Below are 20,497 nucleotides of genomic sequence, written 5' to 3'. Positions count from 1 at the left end.
CTTTATTAATTGCTTAAAGTTCTATTTTTACTTCTCCAATCCTTACCTTAAAATATGACATATATCGCATCTGCCAACAGGTATCAAACCATGCAATACCGTCGCTGTGGTAACAGCGGCATCAAGCTTCCGGCTATTTCATTAGGCCTTTGGCACAATTTCGGTCACGTTGATGTTGCCGACAACTATCGCAAAATATTACACCTCGCTTTTGATAGTGGCATCACCCATTTTGATCTGGCCAACAATTACGGCCCTCCTCCGGGCTCGGCCGAAGAAAATTTTGGCAAGATCCTGAAAGAAGATTTCCGTGATTACCGCGACGAACTTATTATATCGAGCAAAGCGGGTTACACCATGTGGCCTGGTCCTTATGGCGACTGGGGCTCCAAAAAATATCTTGTTGCCAGTCTCGATCAAAGCCTTAAACGTATGGGGCTTGATTATGTAGATATTTTTTATCACCATCGTCCCGATCCAAACACACCGCTTGAAGAAACCATGGCTGCGTTGGGCCTGATCGTTCGCCAGGGGAAAGCTTTATATGTTGGTATTTCCAACTACCCTGCCGAACTGGCCTCTAAAGCTATTAAAATACTTAAAGAACTGGGCACGCCATGTCTTATTCATCAACCCAAATATTCCATGTTTGAGCGCTGGGTTGAAGGCGGCTTGCTGAATGTTTTAGGCAACGAAGGTGTTGGCTGTATCCCATTTTCGCCATTAGCACAAGGATTGTTAACCGATAAATACCTGCACGGCATCCCGGAAGATTCAAGAGCGGCACGGCCAACAGGCTTCCTTCAAAAAAGCCACATCACCGACGAACGCCTGAGCCAGATTCGGGACTTGAACACTCTGGCAGTGCAGCGCGGACAATCACTGGCCCAAATGGCGCTTGCCTGGATCCTGAAAGACGAACGTGTAACATCGGTACTGATTGGCGCCAGCCGGCCAGAACAACTATCTGATTCTTTGAAAGCCCTGGATAACATCCAGTTTTCGGCCGAAGAATTGGCAAGGATAGAAGAAATTTTGGCCCCCTAACCCCTTAAAGGGAAAATAATTGCGGATGACTGCTTCCGCTTTTTTGAAAAGCTTCTCATTAGGGTCTCTCCCAAAGTACCCTGATGAGGAGCTCTTCCGTCAGTTTCTACAATTGGAATTCCTCATTGGAGGAACTCGTTTGTGGCAAAATAAGCGAACAATTTTTTTGCCTCGTAGAAGCTATCTTTCACAGTTTGATATGTATTACAGGGTAGCACCTAACGATGCATTTCAATTATTTTAACCTCATTCTACAAATAGGTAGCGCCTACGGCGCATTAGTAAAAATCAATAACTTTTTCCGTCTGCTTCTACAATCACAATTCCCCGTAGGGGATACCTGTTTGTAGAAAAATAAGCAAACATTTTTTTGCCTCGTAGAGGCTACCCTTCGCAGTTTGATATACATAAGCAACCGGGTGGCACCTAATGGCACATTTCAATTGTTTTAACCTGGTTCTATAATAGGTAGCGTCTACGGTACATCGGTAAAAATAATATAGATAGAAGCCTACGGGTATTTCAAATCATAAAAAATACCTATTTTCAAGTCCCCTTTACGGGGCAATTTAAAAGGCTAATATGAGTACAATAAACTGGGGTATTATAGGCTGCGGCAATGTAACTGAAAAAAAAAGTGGGCCGGCATTCAAAAAAGTAGAAGGCAGTAACCTTCTGGCCGTTATGCGGCGCGATGCCGAAAAAGCAGCGGATTATGCCGCACGCCACGGTGTTGGCAAATGGTACAGCGATGCCAACGAATTACTAAACGATCCGGAACTGAACGCCGTCTATATCGCTACTCCTCCTGCGTCGCACCTCGGCTATGCAATTGATGCGCTTAAAAAAGGTTTTAATGTTTACGTGGAGAAACCGGTAACCCGTAATTCGGCCGAGGCAAAGGCTATGGCGGCGGCTGTGAGTGAAAGTAGCTCGAAACTTACTGTCGCGCACTATCGTCGGGCATTGCCCATGTTTTTAAAGGTTAAGGAACTGATAGATACGCAACTTGTGGGTGATATCCGTACTGTACAGATCAGGATGTGGCAAAGCCGCAAACCCAGCCTTGTTGCCGATGTGGAAACCAACTGGCGTGTACTGCCCGAACTATCGGGTGGTGGCTATTTTCATGACCTTGCCCCTCATCAACTCGATCTGATGTTGTACTTTTTTGGAGAGCCTGAACTATATCATGGTTTTTCGCTTAACCAATCCAACTCAACGCCTGCCGACGATCATGTATGCGGGCAAATCCTGTTTAAAAACAAAGTGGTGGTTAATGGTTCATGGTGCTTTAATGTAGCCGAAAGCGAAACTACAGATACCTGCGAGATAGTTGGTACCAAAGGAAAAATAACCTTCCCGTTTTTTGGCAACTACATCAGCTGGAAAACCGACACTGAAGAAGAAACTATAACTTTTACCCATCCGGAGCATATCCAACAGCCGTTTATCACAAAAATAGTAGCTTACTTTAAAGGCGAAGGACCTAACCCCTGCCCCATTGAAGAAGCTGTAACGCTGATGGATATCATCGACGCGTTCACTTTAAAGAAATAAATGAAAAACCTAACCTTATCGTATCCGCCCATGCCAGCAGGGGCTGATAAAAATGTAGTTAAGCCTTCAAAGGCTTTTAAAAATCGTGTATACCTTGCGGTGGGCGCTATTCTATTATTTATAGTTTGCTATCTGCTTCTATTTTTAGGTTCGCTTGGAATAGCCATCGCATTCGGATATATAGGTGTAGCTATAATGATGGCTCATCCGGCGTTTATAACACTGGCTGGGGGTATCGCACTGATATTATCGGGGCTTATGCTGGTCTATTTTGTGATCAAGTTTATCTTTAAACGTACACGTATCGATAATTCGGATATGATCGAAATAACAGCCGATCAGCACCCCGCATTGTTTGACTTTATCTCCAAAATCACTGCCGAAGCTCAGGCTCCCAAACCCAAACGGATCTACCTGTCGGCAGATGTAAACGCCGGTGTATTTTATAGTTCAAGTTTCTGGAGTATGCTTCTGCCGGTCAAAAAAAATCTAAAAATAGGTTTGGGGCTGATAAATTCCATAAACCTTTCGGAGTTTAAAGCCGTGATGGCGCATGAATTTGGCCACTTTTCTCAGCGAAGCATGAAAGTTGGCAGTTATGTGTACAACTTCAATAAAGTGATTTATGATATGCTATATGATACCGATGACTATAGTAAACTTATTAGTGGGTTTGCACGGGTGCACGGTGTATTTAGCCTGGCGGCCTCTCTGAATATCAAGCTTATACAAGGCATGCAGTACGTTCTCCGTAAGGTATATATTGTAGTGAATAAAGCCCATCTTGCATTATCCCGAGAAATGGAGTTTCAGGCCGATGCCGTTGCCGCGTATGTAAGCGGATCAAACCATATTGTTAGCTCTCTGAAACGTATCGACATAGGACAGGCTTGTTACGATAACCTTATTAATTACTCGCGCACCAATATCAAGCAAAATAAACGGGCGGATAATCTCTATCCTCAGCACCTTGAAATGATCAAACATTTTGCTGGCTATCATAAGATAATGATTGATGATACTTCCCTACCCATTATATCAAGTGACTGGAATTTTCCGGGAAGCAGCGAAATAGTAATTAAAAATCAATGGTCTTCACACCCCACTAATGAAGAACGTGAATTGAATGTTAATCGCATAAACCTGATAACCCAGCCTATAACAGAATCAGCCTGGGCTCTTTTTGAAGACCCGTTGAAAGTACAAATGCAGCTTACCAATCACTTGTATGAAATTGTTAATACAGATAAAAATGCCGAAACAATAACGCTGGAAGCTTTTAAACAGGATTTTTATAGTAAGATCAGTGAAAACTCTTTTGACCCGAAGTACAACAACTACTTTGACGACAGGCTCATCACGGTTTTCAATATTGATGAAATGGTAACAAACTATAGCCATATTCAGGAACATACTGCTTTTGAAGAATTGCTGAATGCTGAAAACAGCAACCTGCCGTCAAGGGCAAGGCGTATGCAGGGAGATATCGATATATTTGATCAGCTTAATACTGCCGATCATATCAAAACTTTTGATTTTCGCGGTACAAAATACCACCCAGATGATGTTCATAATCTTCAAGAGTCACTTAAAGAGGAATATGAGGCCGTACAAAAACGTGTAGAAGAGCTTGACAAACAACTCTTCCTGTTTTTCTATACACGTTCGGCAGGCATCGATCGTGAAAGGCTTGTTGTTCAATATAACCGTCTGTTTAAATATCAGCAGGAAGCAGTTACCGATTATGATATGTATAATAACATCATGCGTGCCCTTGCTCCGGTTTATAATAAAATGACTGTTGATCAAATTCATGATACCATTGCAGAAGTTTACAAGCAGGAACGGCATGTTAAAAACCGTATAAAAGAGATCATTGCCGATGAAACAACCCGCGGATACTTTAACGACGAGCAAATCAATACTTTAGAGGGATATCTTGCGGCTAAACATACTTATTATCTTGAACCGAGATACGATAACAAAGCTTTACAAAACTTTAACGAGGCCATGGATGTCTACGTTTCCGGCGTTGCTAAACGCAATTTTGAAATAAAGAAAAGCCTGCTTAATTTTCAGCTTGAGCTAATTAATTGAACTTACCCTAAATCACAATGAAAAAGATCATTATCCTGCTTGTAGCAATAGCCGCCTTTGGCTTTGCGGCAAAAGCCCAAACTTTCCACGTTCCTGAAAATTATACTTTGAAAGAAAAAGCAGACTACACTAAGTACGAAGAAGATGTAATAAAAGGCATTGACTGGCTTCAGGATACACCCTGGGCGCTTGAAGAGCAAAAACGTATGGAAACTAACGCTTTTCTGATGAAATGGATACAGGGAAGCCCGTCGGTAAGCATAGAAATTAATAACAGCGTAGCAAAAATGACCGAAAAGAATCCGCAGTTGCTAATGACCTTTATGGGAGGCTATACCAAATACGCTCTTCAAAACAAAAGTGCCTTTGATAAAAATAAGGCAAATCTGGCAGCGGTGAAATCAGTTATTGATAAATATGTTATTGAAACAGATCATAAAAGCAACAGCCTGCTTAACAAACTAACCAAAATTGACAAAGAAGGTAAGCTGGCCGATTGGATAGCTTCTGATTTTAATAAAACAAAGTAGCAAAGTTCAGGCTCATCGAAAAACTTGTAACCACTTTCAATGAGCCTGATTCTCCCTTATTAACTTTTCTTTTTAGGCACCCTGGCCCCCTCTTTCCTCGCCTCGGAAAGGCCTATTGCTACAGCCTGTTTCTTGCTGGTTACTTTTTTACCGCTGCCACTTTTCAGCTTGCCTTCCTTCATTTCGTGCATGGTTTTCTCAACCTTCTCCCCCGCTTTTTCTGAATACTTTGCCATAGTCTTAATTTTTAAGTAAATGATATTATCACGATGCAAAATAATTGCCAAAATTTAAATTAGCAGCAGTGGCAGGTGTTAGTGACAGTTTGTTCGTTCTGTTACAGTTGTAAAACTGCTACTTAAAACTGCAACTGCTACTAAGTCCGCCGGTATCGATAAGTTAAATGTTTGATGCCTTTTCATTCCCCTGTTTCCAATTATTTATTATCTTCAAAACATCTGAAATAATTGCGTGTTAAGCCATCATAAAATACCCCAACATTTGCCCATATGCCAACAAAAAAACTCTTAGCCCCATTTTACGAACGTCTTGCTTTAGTACTTATCGGCTTCATTGCCCTGGGCTATCTGGTTATTGTGGGCAAGGACCTACTCGATCCTATGATCTTTGGTTTCATATTCGCCATATTGCTATTGCCGGTATGCGAGTTTCTGGAAAAAAAATTAAGACTTCCCCGCAGCATGGCCTCGTTGGTTTCAATACTACTGCTGGTTGGCGTAATTGCTGGCATCCTGTACCTTGTTGGCTCACAGATCTCCAATATGGCCAATGACTGGCCAATGCTTCAAAAACAGGTAAAACAATCCATACAGGACCTCCAGGAATGGATCCAGCATGCTTTTCACGTTAATGCAGCCAAACAAATGGCCTATGTAGATGACACTGCTAAAAAACTAATGGAATCGGGTACCGACGTATTGGGTACAACTTTCGGGGCAATTTCATCGCTGATGCTGTTTTACGTGTTCATCCTGATCTTCACTTTTTTCATATTACTGTACAGGCGTTTGCTTATCCGGTTTATAGTATGGGTTTTCAGGGATGAAAACGAGCACGTGGTAATGGACATTGTTGAAAACATTCAAAGTATTTTGAGACAGTACATTTTAGGCCTGTTATTGGAGATGGTAATAGTTGCAGGTGTGGCCATTACTGTTTTTTGGATGATAGGTATAAAATACGCGGCATTATTGGGCATCATTGTAGGGCTTTTCAATATTATACCTTACATAGGCATCTTTACGGCCCTGCTGCTAAGTACCGTAATTACTTTCGCTACTGGCAGTCTCAGCAATACTATAACAGTTGCTGTAAGTGTTATTGGCATTCACGCGGTAGACGCTAACTTTTTGCTGCCAACCATTGTAGGTTCAAAAGTAAGGCTCAACGCGCTTATCTCTTTTATCGGTATCATTCTGGGCGAAATGATCTGGGGGCTTTCGGGTATGTTCCTATCTATCCCAGTTATTGCCATATTCAAAATTATATTTGATCGTATTGAAACACTTAAACCGTGGGGATATTTGTTAGGTGGTGATTATGAGTACAAAAAATCGGCGGCAAAGGCTATGAAGACAGAATAAAATTCCTAAAAGGAGTAACCAAGGATTGTAAACTTTCGTTTAAATAAACTAAACTTCTAAGTTTGTAAAACTATTGATACCCCTTTAATAATGGAAATTGTAAGAGATACCCCTCGGGTTATTTACAAGTGTAAAAAATGTAACGAACCCTTACAAAACCGGCAGAAACGTGGCCTGTTATTAAAAACAACTTTGTTTTGGCTTCCTATTCGCAAGTTTTTTTGTGAACGCTGTCTTAAAACGCGATACGTTATGTAGGCTTGCGCCATAACTGTTTATAAAAACAAGTAGCATTTTACTTTGATTATTTAGGCATATCCTTAATTTAGTAGCGTAGCATATTAAAGCTAAACTACCTAAAAATGAATTTCAAGCGTAAATTACTACCGCTTTTATATATTTTACTATTCCCTGTAATTGTATCAGCACAAACGTCAAAAGGCACGGCTTTTAAGCTTGTACCTTTAGGTGTATTGGGAGGCATCGATGAAAGTAACCTGTCGGCCTATATGCTTGCACCTGCAGGTAGCAATAGTTATATCTGTCTTGATGCCGGTACGTTGCATTACGGCATTGAAAAGGCAGTAGCCAATAAAAGCTTTAATGTAGCTGCAAGCACTGTAATGAGGCAGTACATTAAAGGGTATTTCATCTCCCATTCGCATCTTGACCATATTGCCGGGCTTATCATCAACTCTCCCGAGGATAGTACTAAAAATATCTACGCGCTTAACGACTGTATTGAGACTATAAAAACCCACTACTTTACCTGGAAAAGCTGGGCCAACTTTGCCGATCAGGGCGAAACTCCCGCTCTTAAAAAATACCACTATAAAGTATTGGAACCAGGCGCAGAAACCGATATCGAAAATACCGAACTTAAGGTAAAGGCATTCCCGCTTAGCCATTCCAATTTAACAAGTACCGCCTTTTTAGTAAATAGTAACGATAATTACCTGCTTTACCTTGGCGATACGGGTCCGGATGAAATAGAAAAAAGCAGTAATATGCAAAACCTGTGGCAAGCCATAGCTCCATTGGTAAAAAACAAAAAACTGAAAGCCATATTAATTGAGGTATCTTTTCCTAACGAGCAGCCGGATAAAACCCTGTTTGGTCACCTTACCCCAAAATGGCTGATGGACGAGATGAATAAACTGGCCTCATTTACTGGTACTGATGCTCTTAAAGGTTTAAATATTGTGGTAACGCATTTAAAGCCGCCAGTTACCAGCATCAGTAAAATTAAAGTTCAGCTAAAAGAAGCCAATAAATTACAGTTAAACCTGATATATCCGCAACAAGGTAAAGCGCTCAATTTTTAAACCTAAAATATCTGCACTATGAAAATACTTAAACCCGTTTTTTTATGTCTGCTGATGATAGGCAGCTTCAGTTTGTTTGCACAGCAGGGCAAAGTACTTGAGGAGCAAAATTTTAAAAGCAAAATTTTAAAGCGTAACGTAAACTACGTGATATACCTCCCACCCGATTATGAATCGGCAAATCGCACTTACCCGATAGTTTACCTGTTGCACGGTTACACTGATGACCATACCGGCTGGCTACAATTTGGCGAGGTTAACCGCTATGCGGATAAGGCCATTGCCGATGGCACTATCCCGCCAATGATCATAGTAATGCCTAATGCCGATTCGAGCTGGTACATCAACTCGTACGATGGCAAGGAAAAATATGAGGACTTTTTTATCAAGGAGTTTATGCCCCATGTCGAAAAGATCTATCGTGTTAAAGCCGAAAAAAAATACCGTGGCGTAGCTGGTTTATCTATGGGTGGCTATGGTACACTGATCTACACACTTAAACACCCCGACCTGTTTGCCGCGGGCGCAGCTTTAAGCGCTGCCGTATTCCCCGACGATCAGCTGATCAACACTCCCGACGATACCTATAATAAAATATTCGCTCAGCTTTATGGCCGGGGCTTAAAAGGAAAAGACAGGGTTAATAATGCCTGGCTAAACAATTCGGTTTTAAATATGGTACAAACCAAAACTACCGATGAACTAAAAGCTGTAAGGTACTGGATAGATTGCGGCGACGACGATTTCCTGAGCAAAGGCAATTGTTTGTTGCATATCGCCCTTACTGAAAAAAATGTACCGCATGAATTCCGGGTGCGTGATGGAGACCACACCTGGACCTATTGGCGCACAGGCATTATCAACGCCCTGGCATTTATTGGTGATAGCTTCAGACAAAAATAATTAGGTGGATGTGCAAATTTCAGATGTGCAGATATGCAAATGATAATTTGATTGAATAAATTATAATATGAGTACTATAAAAAGGATTTTGCTGCTTTGCTTACTGTTTATTTCGGTAAATGTATTTGCGCAAACTACCGGTAAAGTGATTGAGGAGCAATACGTAAAAAGCGATATTTTAAATCACAACGTAAAATACGCGGTTTACCTGCCTGCCGATTATGAAACATCCAACCGCACCTACCCGGTGGTATACCTGTTGCATGGCTACGGAGATGACCATACCGGCTGGCTTCAGTTTGGCGAAGTTAACCGCTATGCAGATAAAGCCATTGCCGATGGTACCATCCCCCCTATGATCATTGTTATGCCCGATGCAGGAACAAGCTGGTACATCAATGCCTATAACGGAAAACAGAGTTACGAGGATTTCTTTTTTAAGGAGTTTATACCAGCCATCGAAAATGAGTTCCGGATCAAAAACACCAAACAATATCGTGCTGTGGCCGGTCTGTCTATGGGCGGTTTCGGCACCTTAGAGTACAGCATAAAACACCCCGAGATGTTCTCGGCCGCGGCCGCTTTAAGCGCGGCGGTACGTACAGATGAAGATTTTATGGCAGTAACCGACGAGCGTTGGAAAGAAGCTTACAGTAAAGTATTCGGCCCCGATCTTAAAGGGAAAGAACGCCTTAATGCAACCTGGCAGGCTAACTCTATATTAGGCTTGGTGCAAAGCAAAACAACTGATGAGCTTAAAAGCGTTAGGTACTGGATAGATTGCGGTGATGATGACGCCCTGAGCAAAGGAAATAGTTTGGTACATATAGCCTTAACAGAAAAGAAAGTGCCTCATGAATTCCGCATCAGCGATGGCGCCCACAACTGGACTTACTGGCGCACCGGTATCACCGACGCGCTGGCATTTATTGGAGATAGTTTCAGGCAGAAGTAAGAGATTTACGTTAAATCAAAAAGAATCGTCATTGCGAGGTACGAAGCAATCCCCGATTAGCAGGTCGTACCTGTAAAGTTCGCGATTGCTTCGTACCTCGCAATGACGTGTTGAAGATGTGACGCGTAATTTAAATTCAATCACTCAAAATATCCTCACACTTCCCTTTCAGCGCTTTTAATCGCTTATCCAGTCCGCTTAACCCGGCGTCATCTCCGATGTTCTTGTAAAGCGTTTTGATAAGGGTAAGCGTGTTATCATCTGCATCGCAAGCCTGGGCTTTTTCTAATTGTGGAAGTGCTTTCTTGGCGGCTTTAATATATTCTGCATCGGCAAATGGGGTACTCAGCGGCTTATCCGCATCCGGGAAATTTTTAAGATACAGGTATCCTAAAGCACGGTGGGCCACATAATAATCAGGCTCAGCAGCCACAACGCGCTCATATAGAGGTATGGCGTTTACACTTTGGTCATCATCTTCATAAAGCTTGGCCAGCGAGTTGAAAAAATTGATTTTTACTTTGGCTGATAGCTTAGCCGTATCCTGCATAATCTGCCGGGATAGGTCCATCGCCTTATCCTGCTCGCCCTGCAGGCGCGCCAGGTTAAAATCGAGATACTTATTGTAGGCATCTTCGGCAGTTTGAGCATATGCTGATGTAACGCTCACTAATAAAATTATGGCTACCACTATTTTCCTGAACATGATTACGGGCTTGGTTTTAGCTATAACGCCGAAAAAAGTGGTTTAATATGAATTCATTGGTCTATAAAACTTTGAACATCTTAACCAAAGGTAAAATAACGCCATCGGGCATGGGCTGATCAATATTTTCCATGGCTTTATACCCCATGGCTTCATAAAGCGGTACACCGGGCAATGTAGCACCCAATTGCAGGCTTTTAAAGCCATTGCTTTGGGCGGCTGTTTCACAAACCTTCATAATGTAACTCCCTATCCCCCTCCGGGCGTAATCAGGATGAACAAAAAACGCCCTGATTCTTGCAGCGTCATGTTCGGGGTCGAGCAGTGGGTCTTCAATTTCCTTATGCTGATCGCCGCCATACAGGGTGTTGCGTTTGCTCCAGCCACCGCAGCCAACGGTAATACCATCTATTTCAGCAACGTAATAAGTACCATCAATAACCAACTGGGTATCTACTCCAAAAATGTATTTAATAGCACTTTCAATTTGCTGCTGGTTATAGTAATTAGCGCTTAACCCACGAACAGAAAGGGCAATCAGCTCCTGTAGTTCAGGTATATCATTAAAGGTTGCTAAACGGGTTGCAATTGCAGACATGCCGGTAAAAGTAATACTTTGGCCAACAGTTCAACATTTGACATTAAATAATTACCTGATTCTGAAAATTCAACACTCCTTAAAACTTTGATTCGGACAGATTTCCCTTTCAAACCTCACCTTAAAATCATTTTATCCGGGCTATAAATATTTTACAAAAACCGTACATGCACACTGCTTGTTAGTGAGCATATTTGTAAAAAAACAAAAGTATGTCTACACTTTTTTCTCCCCTCAAAATAAAAAACATCGAACTTAAAAACCGCGTTGTAGTATCACCTATGTGCGAATATTCAAGCCAGGACGGCTTTGCTAACGACTGGCACCTGGTACATCTTGGCAGTTTTGCAACCGGCGGTGCGGCAATGATCATCACCGAAGCCATCGCTGTATCGCCCGAAGGGCGTATTACTTATGCTGACCTGGGTTTATATAAAGACGAACATATTGAGAAATTAAAACAGATCACCGATTTTATAAAAGCTCAAGGTGCTGTTCCTGGTACGCAATTAGCTCACGCCGGTCGCAAGGCCAGTCACCAGAGGCCCTGGGATGGCGGCAAACAGATTCCATCTGATCAGCCCAACGGATGGCAAAGTGTTTCAGCAAGCGCCCTTTCTTTTACTGAAAGTGAAGAAGCTCCGATAGCACTGGATAAGGCAGGTATTGAAAAAGTGAAAGCCGATTTTAAAGCCGCTGCTGTAAGAGCAATAGCCGCCGGTTTCCAGGCGATTGAATTGCATGGAGCCCATGGTTATCTCATCAACCAGTTCCTTTCGCCATTCAGCAATCATCGTACAGATGAATATGGCGGCAGTTTTGAAAACCGGATCCGCTTATTGCTTGAGATCATCGAAGATATCAAGCAGGTATGGCCCGAAGAAAACCTGCTATTTGTACGTATTTCGGCAACCGAATGGGTAGACGGTGGCTGGAGCGTCGATGATTCAGTAACTTTGGCCAAAATCTTAAAGGATAAAGGCGTTGACCTTGTAGACTGCTCAACAGGCGGCAACATACCAAATGTTAAAATTCCATTAATACCAGGTTATCAAGTTGAATTTGCTGAGAAAGTTAAAAAAGAAAGCGGTATACTTACAGGTACCGTAGGTTTGATCACCAAATCTGACCAGGCCAATGAAATTATAAAAAATGAACGTGCCGATCTGGTGTTTTTTGCAAGGGAAATGCTCCGTGATCCGCATTTTGCCCTACGCGCGGCGCACGAGCTTGGCGAAGAAATAAAATGGCCGGTACAATATGAACGGGCCAAATGGCATTAATTGGTTAATGGCTAATAGTTCATGGTTCATAGCAAAACCTAAAACTATTACCTAAAAATCAAACCATGAACTATGAACCATAAACTATGAACTAATATAAAACAACACACTATGAAACGTACAGCAAACGCACATTGGAACGGTACATTACAGGCAGGTCAGGGAGAAATCACTACCCAAAGTACTGTATTAAACAAAACCCAGTATTCATTTAAAACCCGCTTTGCCGATGGCATTGGCACCAACCCTGAAGAGTTATTGGCTGCTGCTCATGCAGGCTGTTTCACTATGGCTGTTGGCGCTGCTTTAACCCAGGCAGGCTTCACACCTAACGACTTAACTACTGATGCTATCCTTGATCTGGATATGCAGGCTTTAGAAGTAACCGGCATACTTTTGCAATTAAAAGGAGCTGCAATTGACGGCGTGTCTGAAGAACAGTTTAAAGCAATTGCAGAAGGCGCCAAAGCTAATTGCATTATTTCAAAAGCATTGAGCGTGCCAATTAGTTTAGAAGTTACTTACGCTTAATTTCGTTCAATAGCAGTAATAAAAAGGGGATTGTGCACAGCACAACCCCCTTTTTATTACTGCTACATCAAGATCTTGCATTTGTCCTGCCTTAACGCCTCCCAACTATAAAAAAGATAACATATAAACAGTAACAGCTTGCGCCCTTAGGCGCTACCTGTTTGTAGACCACCGCTCGAAAAATATTTTGCGCCGTAGGTGCAACCCAATATTCACCATATTCGCCAGGGTAGCCCCTACGAGGCAAAAGGTTATTACTTTGATTTTTGCTACAAACAGGTATCCCCTACGGGGAATTTGAAACCATAAAACACGTACGCACTATAGTTTTTAACATAATAAAGCCGCCGGTTTCGCTCCCGGCGGCTTTTCAGCACAATATTTAATTAGGGGTAAAATAAGCGATATTTATAGCATGAATACCAGCAACATGGTAATATGTACCAAAACGCTGAATGCAAACAAACCGAGTAAGCTCCGGATGCCTAAACCACCCATGCCGGCTATAATGTTACCAAAGAACAGGACAAGTGTAACAGCCAGTATAGCTATAGGAGCATTATAGTAATAGAGCAGAAAAGCTGGTATAGGCAGAAAAAGAACACCCTGTGAAACAAGAGAAAACATAAACCAGATGGTTTTATTAGGAGCCTGGCTATCGGCAAAGGCTATTAGTTTAGTCCAGATATTGTTATTGGCTTTAATATTAGCGGTATTGGTATTTGCAGCGGTCCATTCAGGAGCATTTATTTTTAAAGTTGCCATGATTGTTATCTTTTAATGATACAAAGATGGCCTGAACGGCTCAGCCGTGCCATGACCAGAGAACGTTAAAAAAGTGATCGTAATCACTTTCTAAAGTAGCCACACCCATTAGAAAAAGAAATGTCATTGCTTCGTTCCTCGCAATGACATTTCTTGGTTTATTTACCCAAATAAAGCTATTTACCGGCTGTATTCAGAAACGCAAGGATCTTCTTGGTCTCGTTTGGATAAATAGCGATGCGATGGGTACGCACCAGGTAAGGTGATGAACTTTTACCTGAAGTATCATTAACCGCGATTGTATTTGATGGTTTAAGCGGCATGTGGCAATCAATACAATTATTTTGCATCATGGCACTTAACTTAGGTGCAACCTTGCACAGGTTATGGTTGGCTTCGGTGTGGCAGCTCATGCATTTTTTTGAGTACAGGGCAAGATTACCGCCATTATTTACGTGCGTGTTATGACAGGTACTGCAATCCATATTGCTCATTAAATAACACTTGCTGGCCGTTAGTAACCCATTCTGGTTACCATGCACATCAAGCGAAGCCGCGTTGGTTTGTATATTTAAATAATCGGGCTCCTTGAAACGGGCCAGAGTATCTCCCATTTTAAATTTAAAGGTTGATAGCTGGAACGCCTGTTTGCTGCTTGAGTGGCACACCCCGCAGGCATCCATTTTTTGAGCGCGGGTAAGCGAAGCAAACCGGGTGATATATTTAGCGGTCTTTTCTTCAGGATACGCCTCATGATAATTCACGTGGTTAGCTGCCGGGCCATGGCAACGTTCGCAGTCGATACCATAAATGATAGATGCCGGCTCAAACTCGATCTTGCGGTTTTGCAGATCTATATTTTGTTGCGATGCCTGCCTGATGAATGATGCGTGGCACTCAAAACATCTTTGCAAAATTGGGCGGTTAAAATCTGGCTTAGTACCATCATAACCAGGGCTGTTTGCCCAACCATGTACCGTATTAAAATAGGATACCGGCAATTCAAACAACTGCTTATCCTGCCAGTACATATAGGTTTGCGCCTTGTTTACCCCAAAAGTAATATCCATTTTATGGGCAACAGTTTCTTTATTGTTGGTATAGCTTACCTGGTAAAGCTCGCCGTTACGCTTTTCCATTTTAACAACAGTACCATCGGCATATTGCAACGTGTTTCTATTCGAATCGAAACTCCCGTGTACAATTTCAGCAGATGTTGGCCGTGAAGAAAGATAGTGCGCTGTATGCAGGTAACTATTATAAACATCCTTATGGCATTTCTCACAACTTGCCGATCCGGCAAAGATCTCTGCCCTTGGATCCTGCGGCTTATCGCTAAAGCACTGCACCAGTAAGAAACTCAAAGGTATCAGTAACAACAAAGCCAAAAAGAATGTGCGCTGCTTAAGCATAATATTACTTATAAACCTGACGAGGAAATGCAATACCCCTCCATATAAAGATAAAAAGGCTGCCATGTAACATGACAGCCTTTTTATTAATTACCGGTTAAATTAATAACCTGGGTTTTGTTTGATTTTGGTGCCGTTAAGCGTTTCGTTTAACGGGATAGGCAATATCTCGTTTACACCTGCTTTAAAGCCTTTAAATGCAAGTACTGATGGTGCCTGGCCCCAACGTACAAGGTCAAACCAACGGTGACCTTCTGTAGCCAGTTCAAGCCTGCGCTCGTCATAGATATTTTGAAGCGTAGCAGGTTTTGAGGCTAAGCCAACACGAGTACGCACTGCGTCAAGCAAAGTTTGTGCACGGCTTTGGTCGCCACCGCCATTCAGGTTAGCTTCAGCTTCCATCAGGTAGGTATCAGCCAAACGGATCTCGATGTAGTCATTAGGCCAGTTCAAATCGGTTGTACCTGTTGTAACTTTGTTAGCCAACACCGGCGCATATTTTTGGATAAAGTAACCGGTATTCTGATAACTTGGCGAATAACTGGTTTTGGTAGCTTTAGTTAAGCTGTCGATGTTAACAACAGTATAACCATAACGTGGGTCGCCTTTTAAAGCAGTAGCCAGTTGGGTTGTTACCGGGTTAAAACCATAACCACCACCATAATAAATTGGGCCGGTATAGCTACGCGGGCCAATCATTTGGGTATAAATATTTGATTTAAACTGATCCCAGTTGGCCCAGGTATAGCTTTGTGTACCTGAGTGTACCAGTTCAAAAATCGACTCACTGTTGAACTTATTTGTTGGGCTGAAAATCGCACCGTAATTCGATAACAATTTATAACCATAGTTGGTGTTCACATCTTTCAGCATGGTAGCTGCATCTGCCCATTTCTTTTCGTACAGATAAACTTTGCCCAATAAAGCTTTGGCTGCGCCTTGTGTTACACGGCCGCCATCACTTGTAGGTACAGTAGCAGGTAAACCCGGGATAGCCGCTTTCAAATCGGTTTCAATTTGAGTGTAAACAGCTTCTGGAGTAGCCTGTACCTGGTCGTATACGTTAGTCAGGTTTAATGAGTTAAGAATTAAAGGCACGTTTTTAAATAACCTAACCAGGTCAAAATAATAGTGTGCACGCAAAAACTGACCTTCGGCAGTATAGCGTTTTAACAAATCAGCGCTCAGGCCCGGTACTTTAGGCAAGTTTTCCAACAATACATCGGTACGGTTAACACCCTGAAAATTGATTGCCCAAAATTGATTTTGAGGACCTTGTGCCGGCGTTAATGTATAATTGTTGATTACCTGCCACTGAGTAACGTCTGATGCGCTACCACCGCCTGCAAAACAATCGTCAGAAGCTGCGTTTAATGCACCAAGCGGATCAGAATAAGTATTATCGATACCACCGGTTTCAGTTACCAAAGGGTCATAAGCAGCAATTACCGCTGCAAAAGCCTCATCAGGATTTGCATAATAGTTTGATTCTAAAAACTGCCCTTTGGGCTGCAGTTCAAGGAATGATTTTTTGCACGATACCATGGCACCCATTCCCATCAAAGCCAACCCTGTATATATTATATGTTTCGATTTCATGATAATTGTAATTTGTTATTATAAAGTGATATCCAAACCAGCCATAAAAGTGCGGGCCTGAGGATAAAGACCCATATCAATGCCGCCGCTTATTTCCGGATCAAAGCCTTTGTAACCTGTAATAGTTACCAGGTTATTGCTGCTCAGGAATACCCTTACCCTTTTAATATCAGCTGATTTCAACCATGTTGCAGGCAAATTGTAACCTAACTGCAAAGTTTTTATACGGAAGTAAGCGCCGCTTTGCAGGTAGAAATTTGACGGGTTTTTAAAGTTGTTATTAGGATCGGCATCACTTAAACGCGGATAATTACTACCGCTGTTATCAGGCGTCCACGCGTTAAGTGCTGCAATAGGATAGTTTGCAGATGGGATATCTAACCTGCGGTAAGCCTGGTAAATTTTGTTGCCCCAAACACCTTGTCCAAATAATTTGATATCAAAGTTTTTGTAGTTAGCATTAAAGTTAATACCATAAGTAAATGTAGGCAGCGGATTACCCAAAAACTGACGGTCGGCTTGGGTGATTTTGCCGTCACCATCTGTATCCTGCCATTTAAAGTCGCCTGGCTTAGCATTTGGCTGTATCAATTGACCATTTTTGGTATAAGCATTAATCTCGGCCTGTGAATGGAACACGCCTAACTCTTTGAAACCATAAAACTCGCCGATAGGCTGACCTGGCGTGATACGGCCAATTTCATAAGTGCTGCTTTGCACTGTACCCTGATTAAAGTGATCAATCTGGTTACCCAAGCTTACTACTGTATTTTTGTTGTATGAAATGTTACCGCCAACGCTGTAATTAAACTCACCGATTTTGTTGGTATAGTTAAGGCTTAACTCCACACCTTTGTTTTCCATGTCACCAACGTTATCAGATGGTTGGCCTGCAAAACCAGCGTATGAAGGCAACTGCACATCCTGTAACATGCCTTTTGTAAGCTTTTTGTACACATCAAAAGTTACGCTCAGGTTATTGAACAATGTCGCGTCGAAACCGATATCTGTAGTATGGGTTTCTTCCCATTTCAGGTTAGGGTTAGGCGGCTGGTTAGGACTGTAACCAATACCCACGGCGTCACCAAAAATGGCGTTACGACCGCTACCGATTGTTGCAGCATACCTGAACGGCCCAAGGGCCCTCTCATTACCTACAGAACCGTATGAAGCACGTAGTTTGAAGAAATCAACAAAAGTATTTTTAGGGAACCAGTCTTCACGGCTTACTACGTAACCAACCTGACCGGCAGGGAATGTACCGTAAAGGTGGTTAGCACCAAAGCGTGATGAACCATCACGACGGATGATACCAGAGAAAAGGTATTTCTGATCGTAATCATAAGTAACCCTGCCAAAGTATGAAGCAAGGGTATGTGGCTGCACATCATCTAAACCAAGCGCGCTTGCCGCAATCCTGTTTGCTGCAGGTAAAGCGTAAAGTATCGACGCGTCGGCAAGTGAAGTTGCAGGTTCGCCTAAGAATGAGCCTTGCAAGCCTGAAGCAGTGGTTTTTTGAGCACTTGTACCTACCAAAGCTGTCAGGTTGTTTTTACCAAAAGAACGGGTGTAGGTAATAGTATTATCTACGTTCCATGATAAGTTCCTGTTGTAGGCCTGGGTTTGGTTGGTTGTAGTATTTGATGTACTTGAGTTAAGATAGTACAAAGGCGTAAAACCGTCAGAGCCGTAGTACGCTTGTTTTGCACTAATCTGCGACCTTAATTTTAAGCCCTGAATTGGTTCAACTTCAACAAAAGCACTACCTAATAAGTTTGTAGCATCGCTATAGTTACCCAAAACAGTTTGAGCATAAGCCAATGGGTTGGTGATCTCCTGCCCAACATAACCAGATATACCGTAAGGCAAACCTTGTCCGTTACGGATGATATTTGCTTTCTGATAATCACTAACATTTGGCTGACCGTTAATATCACTAACAGTAACCGGGGTAATAGGATCAAGGTTTAACGATGAACTTAACGGGCCACCAAATACGCTGTTGGTATTACCGAAAGCTTTGTTTTTGGTATATGAGTAAGTAAAGTTTTCGCCAATGGTTAACCATTTTTTAGGCTTGTATGAAGTATTAACAGTAAAGTTAAACTTTTTGTAACCTGAAATCTCCGGCATTACCACACCTTGCTGATCAAGGTAACCGAATGAAGTGTAATAGTTGGCTTTTTCAGATGCACCACTGATGTTCAGGTTATGATTTTGGATAAGCGCATTGTTATCAAAAATCTGATCCTGCCAGTTGGTACCCGTACCAAATGATGCCGGGTTAGCAAAAGGAGCCGCTGCACCATCATTTGTTTTAGACTCATTCCTTAAAGTAGCATATTGAGAAGCATTAGCCAATTTAACTTTGCTAACCGGCGACTGGATACCTACGTAGCCGTTATAAGATATCTGCGCATCACCTTTTTTACCTTTTTTGGTAGTTACAATGATTACACCGTTTGATGAACGTGAACCGTAAATAGCGGCAGAAGCATCTTTCAACACCTCAATTGATTCAACATCATTAGGGTTAACGTTATCTAAACCGCCATTATCAACCACAATACCGTCGATAACATATAGCGGATCGCTGTTTAACCTTGAAGTAACACCCCTCACCCTAATTTGAGGCGAAGAACCTGGAGAACCAGAGCTTTGCACAACGCTAACACCGGTTACACGACCGCGAAGCGCGTCGTCAACACGGGTAACCTGTTGATCCTGCAGATCGCTCGCTTTAACGCTGCTGATAGCACCGGTAACCGTTACCTTTTTCTGGGTACCATAACCTACAACTACAACTTCGTTAATGGCTTTCACATCTTCGGCCAATACAACGTTGATAACAGTTTGATTACCAACTACAATTTCCTGTTTGGCGTAGCCGATAAACTGCACTACGATAACAGATTGCGGACCAGCAACCGACAATTTAAAGCCACCATCGGCACCAGCTGTGATACCATTTGTAGTACCTTTTTCGGTAATGGTAGCTCCCGGTACAGGCTGACCTGTGTTATCGGTGATTTTACCTGTAATGGTAACGTTAGCGGCAGCCTGCTCGGTGATTACTACACCTGGCTCAGCGGCGTTAACAGTTGGCGTGGTAGCAGCCTTTTTTTCAAGCACTACCCTATCGTTCATTACATCGTAATTGATGCCGTTGTTTTTAAACACCTGGTCAAGTACGGTTTTTAATGTTTGGTTATTGATATCTAATGAAAAGTGTTTATCAGCATCCAGTGAGCTGGCGCTGTAAATAAACTTTACATTGTTATTTTTTTGAAGGTACTGTAAAGCCTCAAGCATAGTTGTGTTGCTGAGCGTAACATTTACCTTTTTGTTAAGTATACCCTGAGCTTTAATTGGGCTTGCGTAAGTCATGCTGCTTACCATTATTGCTATCAGGACCTGGCTAAAAGTGATCTTCATGATTTTACCCCATGGGATGGGCCTTCGTAAACGAAAATTCATATATTTGTTATGTTTCTTTGTTAAAAATGAGACAATTAATAGCCCGCACACCTCCTTGAGGTGTTCTTAGCGGAACGGGCTTTTGATCCTTAAAACTTAGGGGTG

At 42.2% G+C, this 20,497-nt stretch carries 17 protein-coding genes; 10 read left to right on the top strand and 7 right to left on the bottom strand.

Annotated features, from left to right (window positions below; genetic code table 11):
* The first annotated feature begins 54 nt into the window (after positions 1-54).
* From mgrA to DUL71_RS03415, 4 genes are all read left to right on the top strand, one after another.
* Positions 55-1,047, top strand: a complete 993-nt coding sequence (gene mgrA / locus DUL71_RS03435) for an L-glyceraldehyde 3-phosphate reductase (protein WP_114936743.1) — start codon at positions 55-57, stop codon at positions 1,045-1,047.
* Positions 1,048-1,629: 582 nt separating this feature from the next.
* On the top strand, positions 1,630-2,607 hold the full coding sequence (locus DUL71_RS03425; protein WP_114936741.1) for a Gfo/Idh/MocA family protein: 978 nt from the start codon (positions 1,630-1,632) through the stop codon (positions 2,605-2,607).
* A complete protein-coding gene (locus DUL71_RS03420) occupies positions 2,608-4,704 on the top strand; it encodes a M48 family metallopeptidase (protein WP_114936740.1) in 2,097 nt (698 codons plus the stop codon).
* Between the two features lie 17 nt (positions 4,705-4,721).
* Positions 4,722-5,234, top strand: coding sequence for a hypothetical protein (locus DUL71_RS03415; RefSeq protein ID WP_114936739.1), 513 nt, complete (start codon positions 4,722-4,724; stop codon positions 5,232-5,234).
* 59 nt (positions 5,235-5,293) lie between these two features.
* On the opposite strand, the gene DUL71_RS32270 is transcribed toward DUL71_RS03415, so the two are convergent.
* A complete protein-coding gene (locus DUL71_RS32270; protein WP_167443286.1) occupies positions 5,294-5,470 on the bottom strand; it encodes a DUF6496 domain-containing protein in 177 nt (58 codons plus the stop codon).
* A gap of 273 nt (positions 5,471-5,743) precedes the next feature.
* On the opposite strand from DUL71_RS32270, the gene DUL71_RS03410 reads away from it, so the two are divergent.
* From DUL71_RS03410 to DUL71_RS03395, 4 genes are all read left to right on the top strand, one after another.
* Positions 5,744-6,838 (top strand): AI-2E family transporter, encoded by a 1,095-nt coding sequence (locus DUL71_RS03410; protein WP_112567824.1) that lies wholly within the window; start codon positions 5,744-5,746, stop codon positions 6,836-6,838.
* A gap of 362 nt (positions 6,839-7,200) precedes the next feature.
* Positions 7,201-8,163 carry an MBL fold metallo-hydrolase gene (locus DUL71_RS03405; RefSeq protein WP_114936738.1) on the top strand — a complete coding sequence of 321 codons (963 nt, stop codon included), beginning with the start codon at positions 7,201-7,203 and terminating at the stop codon, positions 8,161-8,163.
* Positions 8,164-8,181: 18 nt separating this feature from the next.
* The gene (locus tag DUL71_RS03400; RefSeq protein WP_114936737.1) at positions 8,182-9,066 is read left to right on the top strand and encodes an alpha/beta hydrolase; all 885 of its coding nucleotides are present in this window, start codon (positions 8,182-8,184) and stop codon (positions 9,064-9,066) included.
* A 67-nt stretch (positions 9,067-9,133) separates the two neighbouring features.
* Entirely contained in the window at positions 9,134-10,021 is an 888-nt protein-coding gene (locus DUL71_RS03395) for an alpha/beta hydrolase (RefSeq protein WP_114936736.1), read from the top strand.
* A 136-nt stretch (positions 10,022-10,157) separates the two neighbouring features.
* Here DUL71_RS03395 and DUL71_RS03390 read toward each other — a convergent pair whose 3' ends face one another.
* Both DUL71_RS03390 and DUL71_RS03385 read right to left on the bottom strand, forming a co-directional pair.
* On the bottom strand, positions 10,158-10,727 hold the full coding sequence (locus DUL71_RS03390) for a tetratricopeptide repeat protein (protein ID WP_114936735.1): 570 nt from the start codon (positions 10,725-10,727) through the stop codon (positions 10,158-10,160).
* A 61-nt stretch (positions 10,728-10,788) separates the two neighbouring features.
* Positions 10,789-11,325 carry a GNAT family N-acetyltransferase gene (locus tag DUL71_RS03385; RefSeq protein WP_114936734.1) on the bottom strand — a complete coding sequence of 179 codons (537 nt, stop codon included), beginning with the start codon at positions 11,323-11,325 and terminating at the stop codon, positions 10,789-10,791.
* Between the two features lie 212 nt (positions 11,326-11,537).
* On the opposite strand from DUL71_RS03385, the gene DUL71_RS03380 reads away from it, so the two are divergent.
* Together DUL71_RS03380 and DUL71_RS03375 are read left to right on the top strand one after the other, a co-directional pair.
* Positions 11,538-12,608, top strand: coding sequence for an NADH:flavin oxidoreductase/NADH oxidase (locus tag DUL71_RS03380; RefSeq protein WP_114936733.1), 1,071 nt, complete (start codon positions 11,538-11,540; stop codon positions 12,606-12,608).
* A gap of 111 nt (positions 12,609-12,719) precedes the next feature.
* Positions 12,720-13,139, top strand: a complete 420-nt coding sequence (locus DUL71_RS03375; RefSeq protein ID WP_114936732.1) for an OsmC family peroxiredoxin — start codon at positions 12,720-12,722, stop codon at positions 13,137-13,139.
* Positions 13,140-13,547: 408 nt separating this feature from the next.
* Here the strand turns inward: DUL71_RS03375 and DUL71_RS03370 are convergent, their stop codons facing one another.
* The 4 genes from DUL71_RS03370 to DUL71_RS03355 form a co-directional block, all read right to left on the bottom strand.
* A complete protein-coding gene (locus DUL71_RS03370; protein WP_114936731.1) occupies positions 13,548-13,904 on the bottom strand; it encodes a hypothetical protein in 357 nt (118 codons plus the stop codon).
* Positions 13,905-14,080: 176 nt separating this feature from the next.
* Positions 14,081-15,382 carry a cytochrome c3 family protein gene (locus DUL71_RS03365; protein ID WP_114936730.1) on the bottom strand — a complete coding sequence of 434 codons (1,302 nt, stop codon included), beginning with the start codon at positions 15,380-15,382 and terminating at the stop codon, positions 14,081-14,083.
* A gap of 36 nt (positions 15,383-15,418) precedes the next feature.
* The gene (locus DUL71_RS03360) at positions 15,419-16,915 is read right to left on the bottom strand and encodes a RagB/SusD family nutrient uptake outer membrane protein (protein WP_114936729.1); all 1,497 of its coding nucleotides are present in this window, start codon (positions 16,913-16,915) and stop codon (positions 15,419-15,421) included.
* Positions 16,916-16,933: 18 nt separating this feature from the next.
* Positions 16,934-20,350, bottom strand: a complete 3,417-nt coding sequence (locus DUL71_RS03355) for a TonB-dependent receptor (protein ID WP_161964363.1) — start codon at positions 20,348-20,350, stop codon at positions 16,934-16,936.
* Positions 20,351-20,497 lie beyond the last annotated feature (147 nt).

This window comes from Mucilaginibacter endophyticus (genome assembly GCF_003351025.1).
Classification (GTDB): Bacteria; Bacteroidota; Bacteroidia; order Sphingobacteriales; family Sphingobacteriaceae; genus Mucilaginibacter; species Mucilaginibacter endophyticus.
This window is presented reverse-complemented; position numbering and strand designations above follow the sequence as displayed.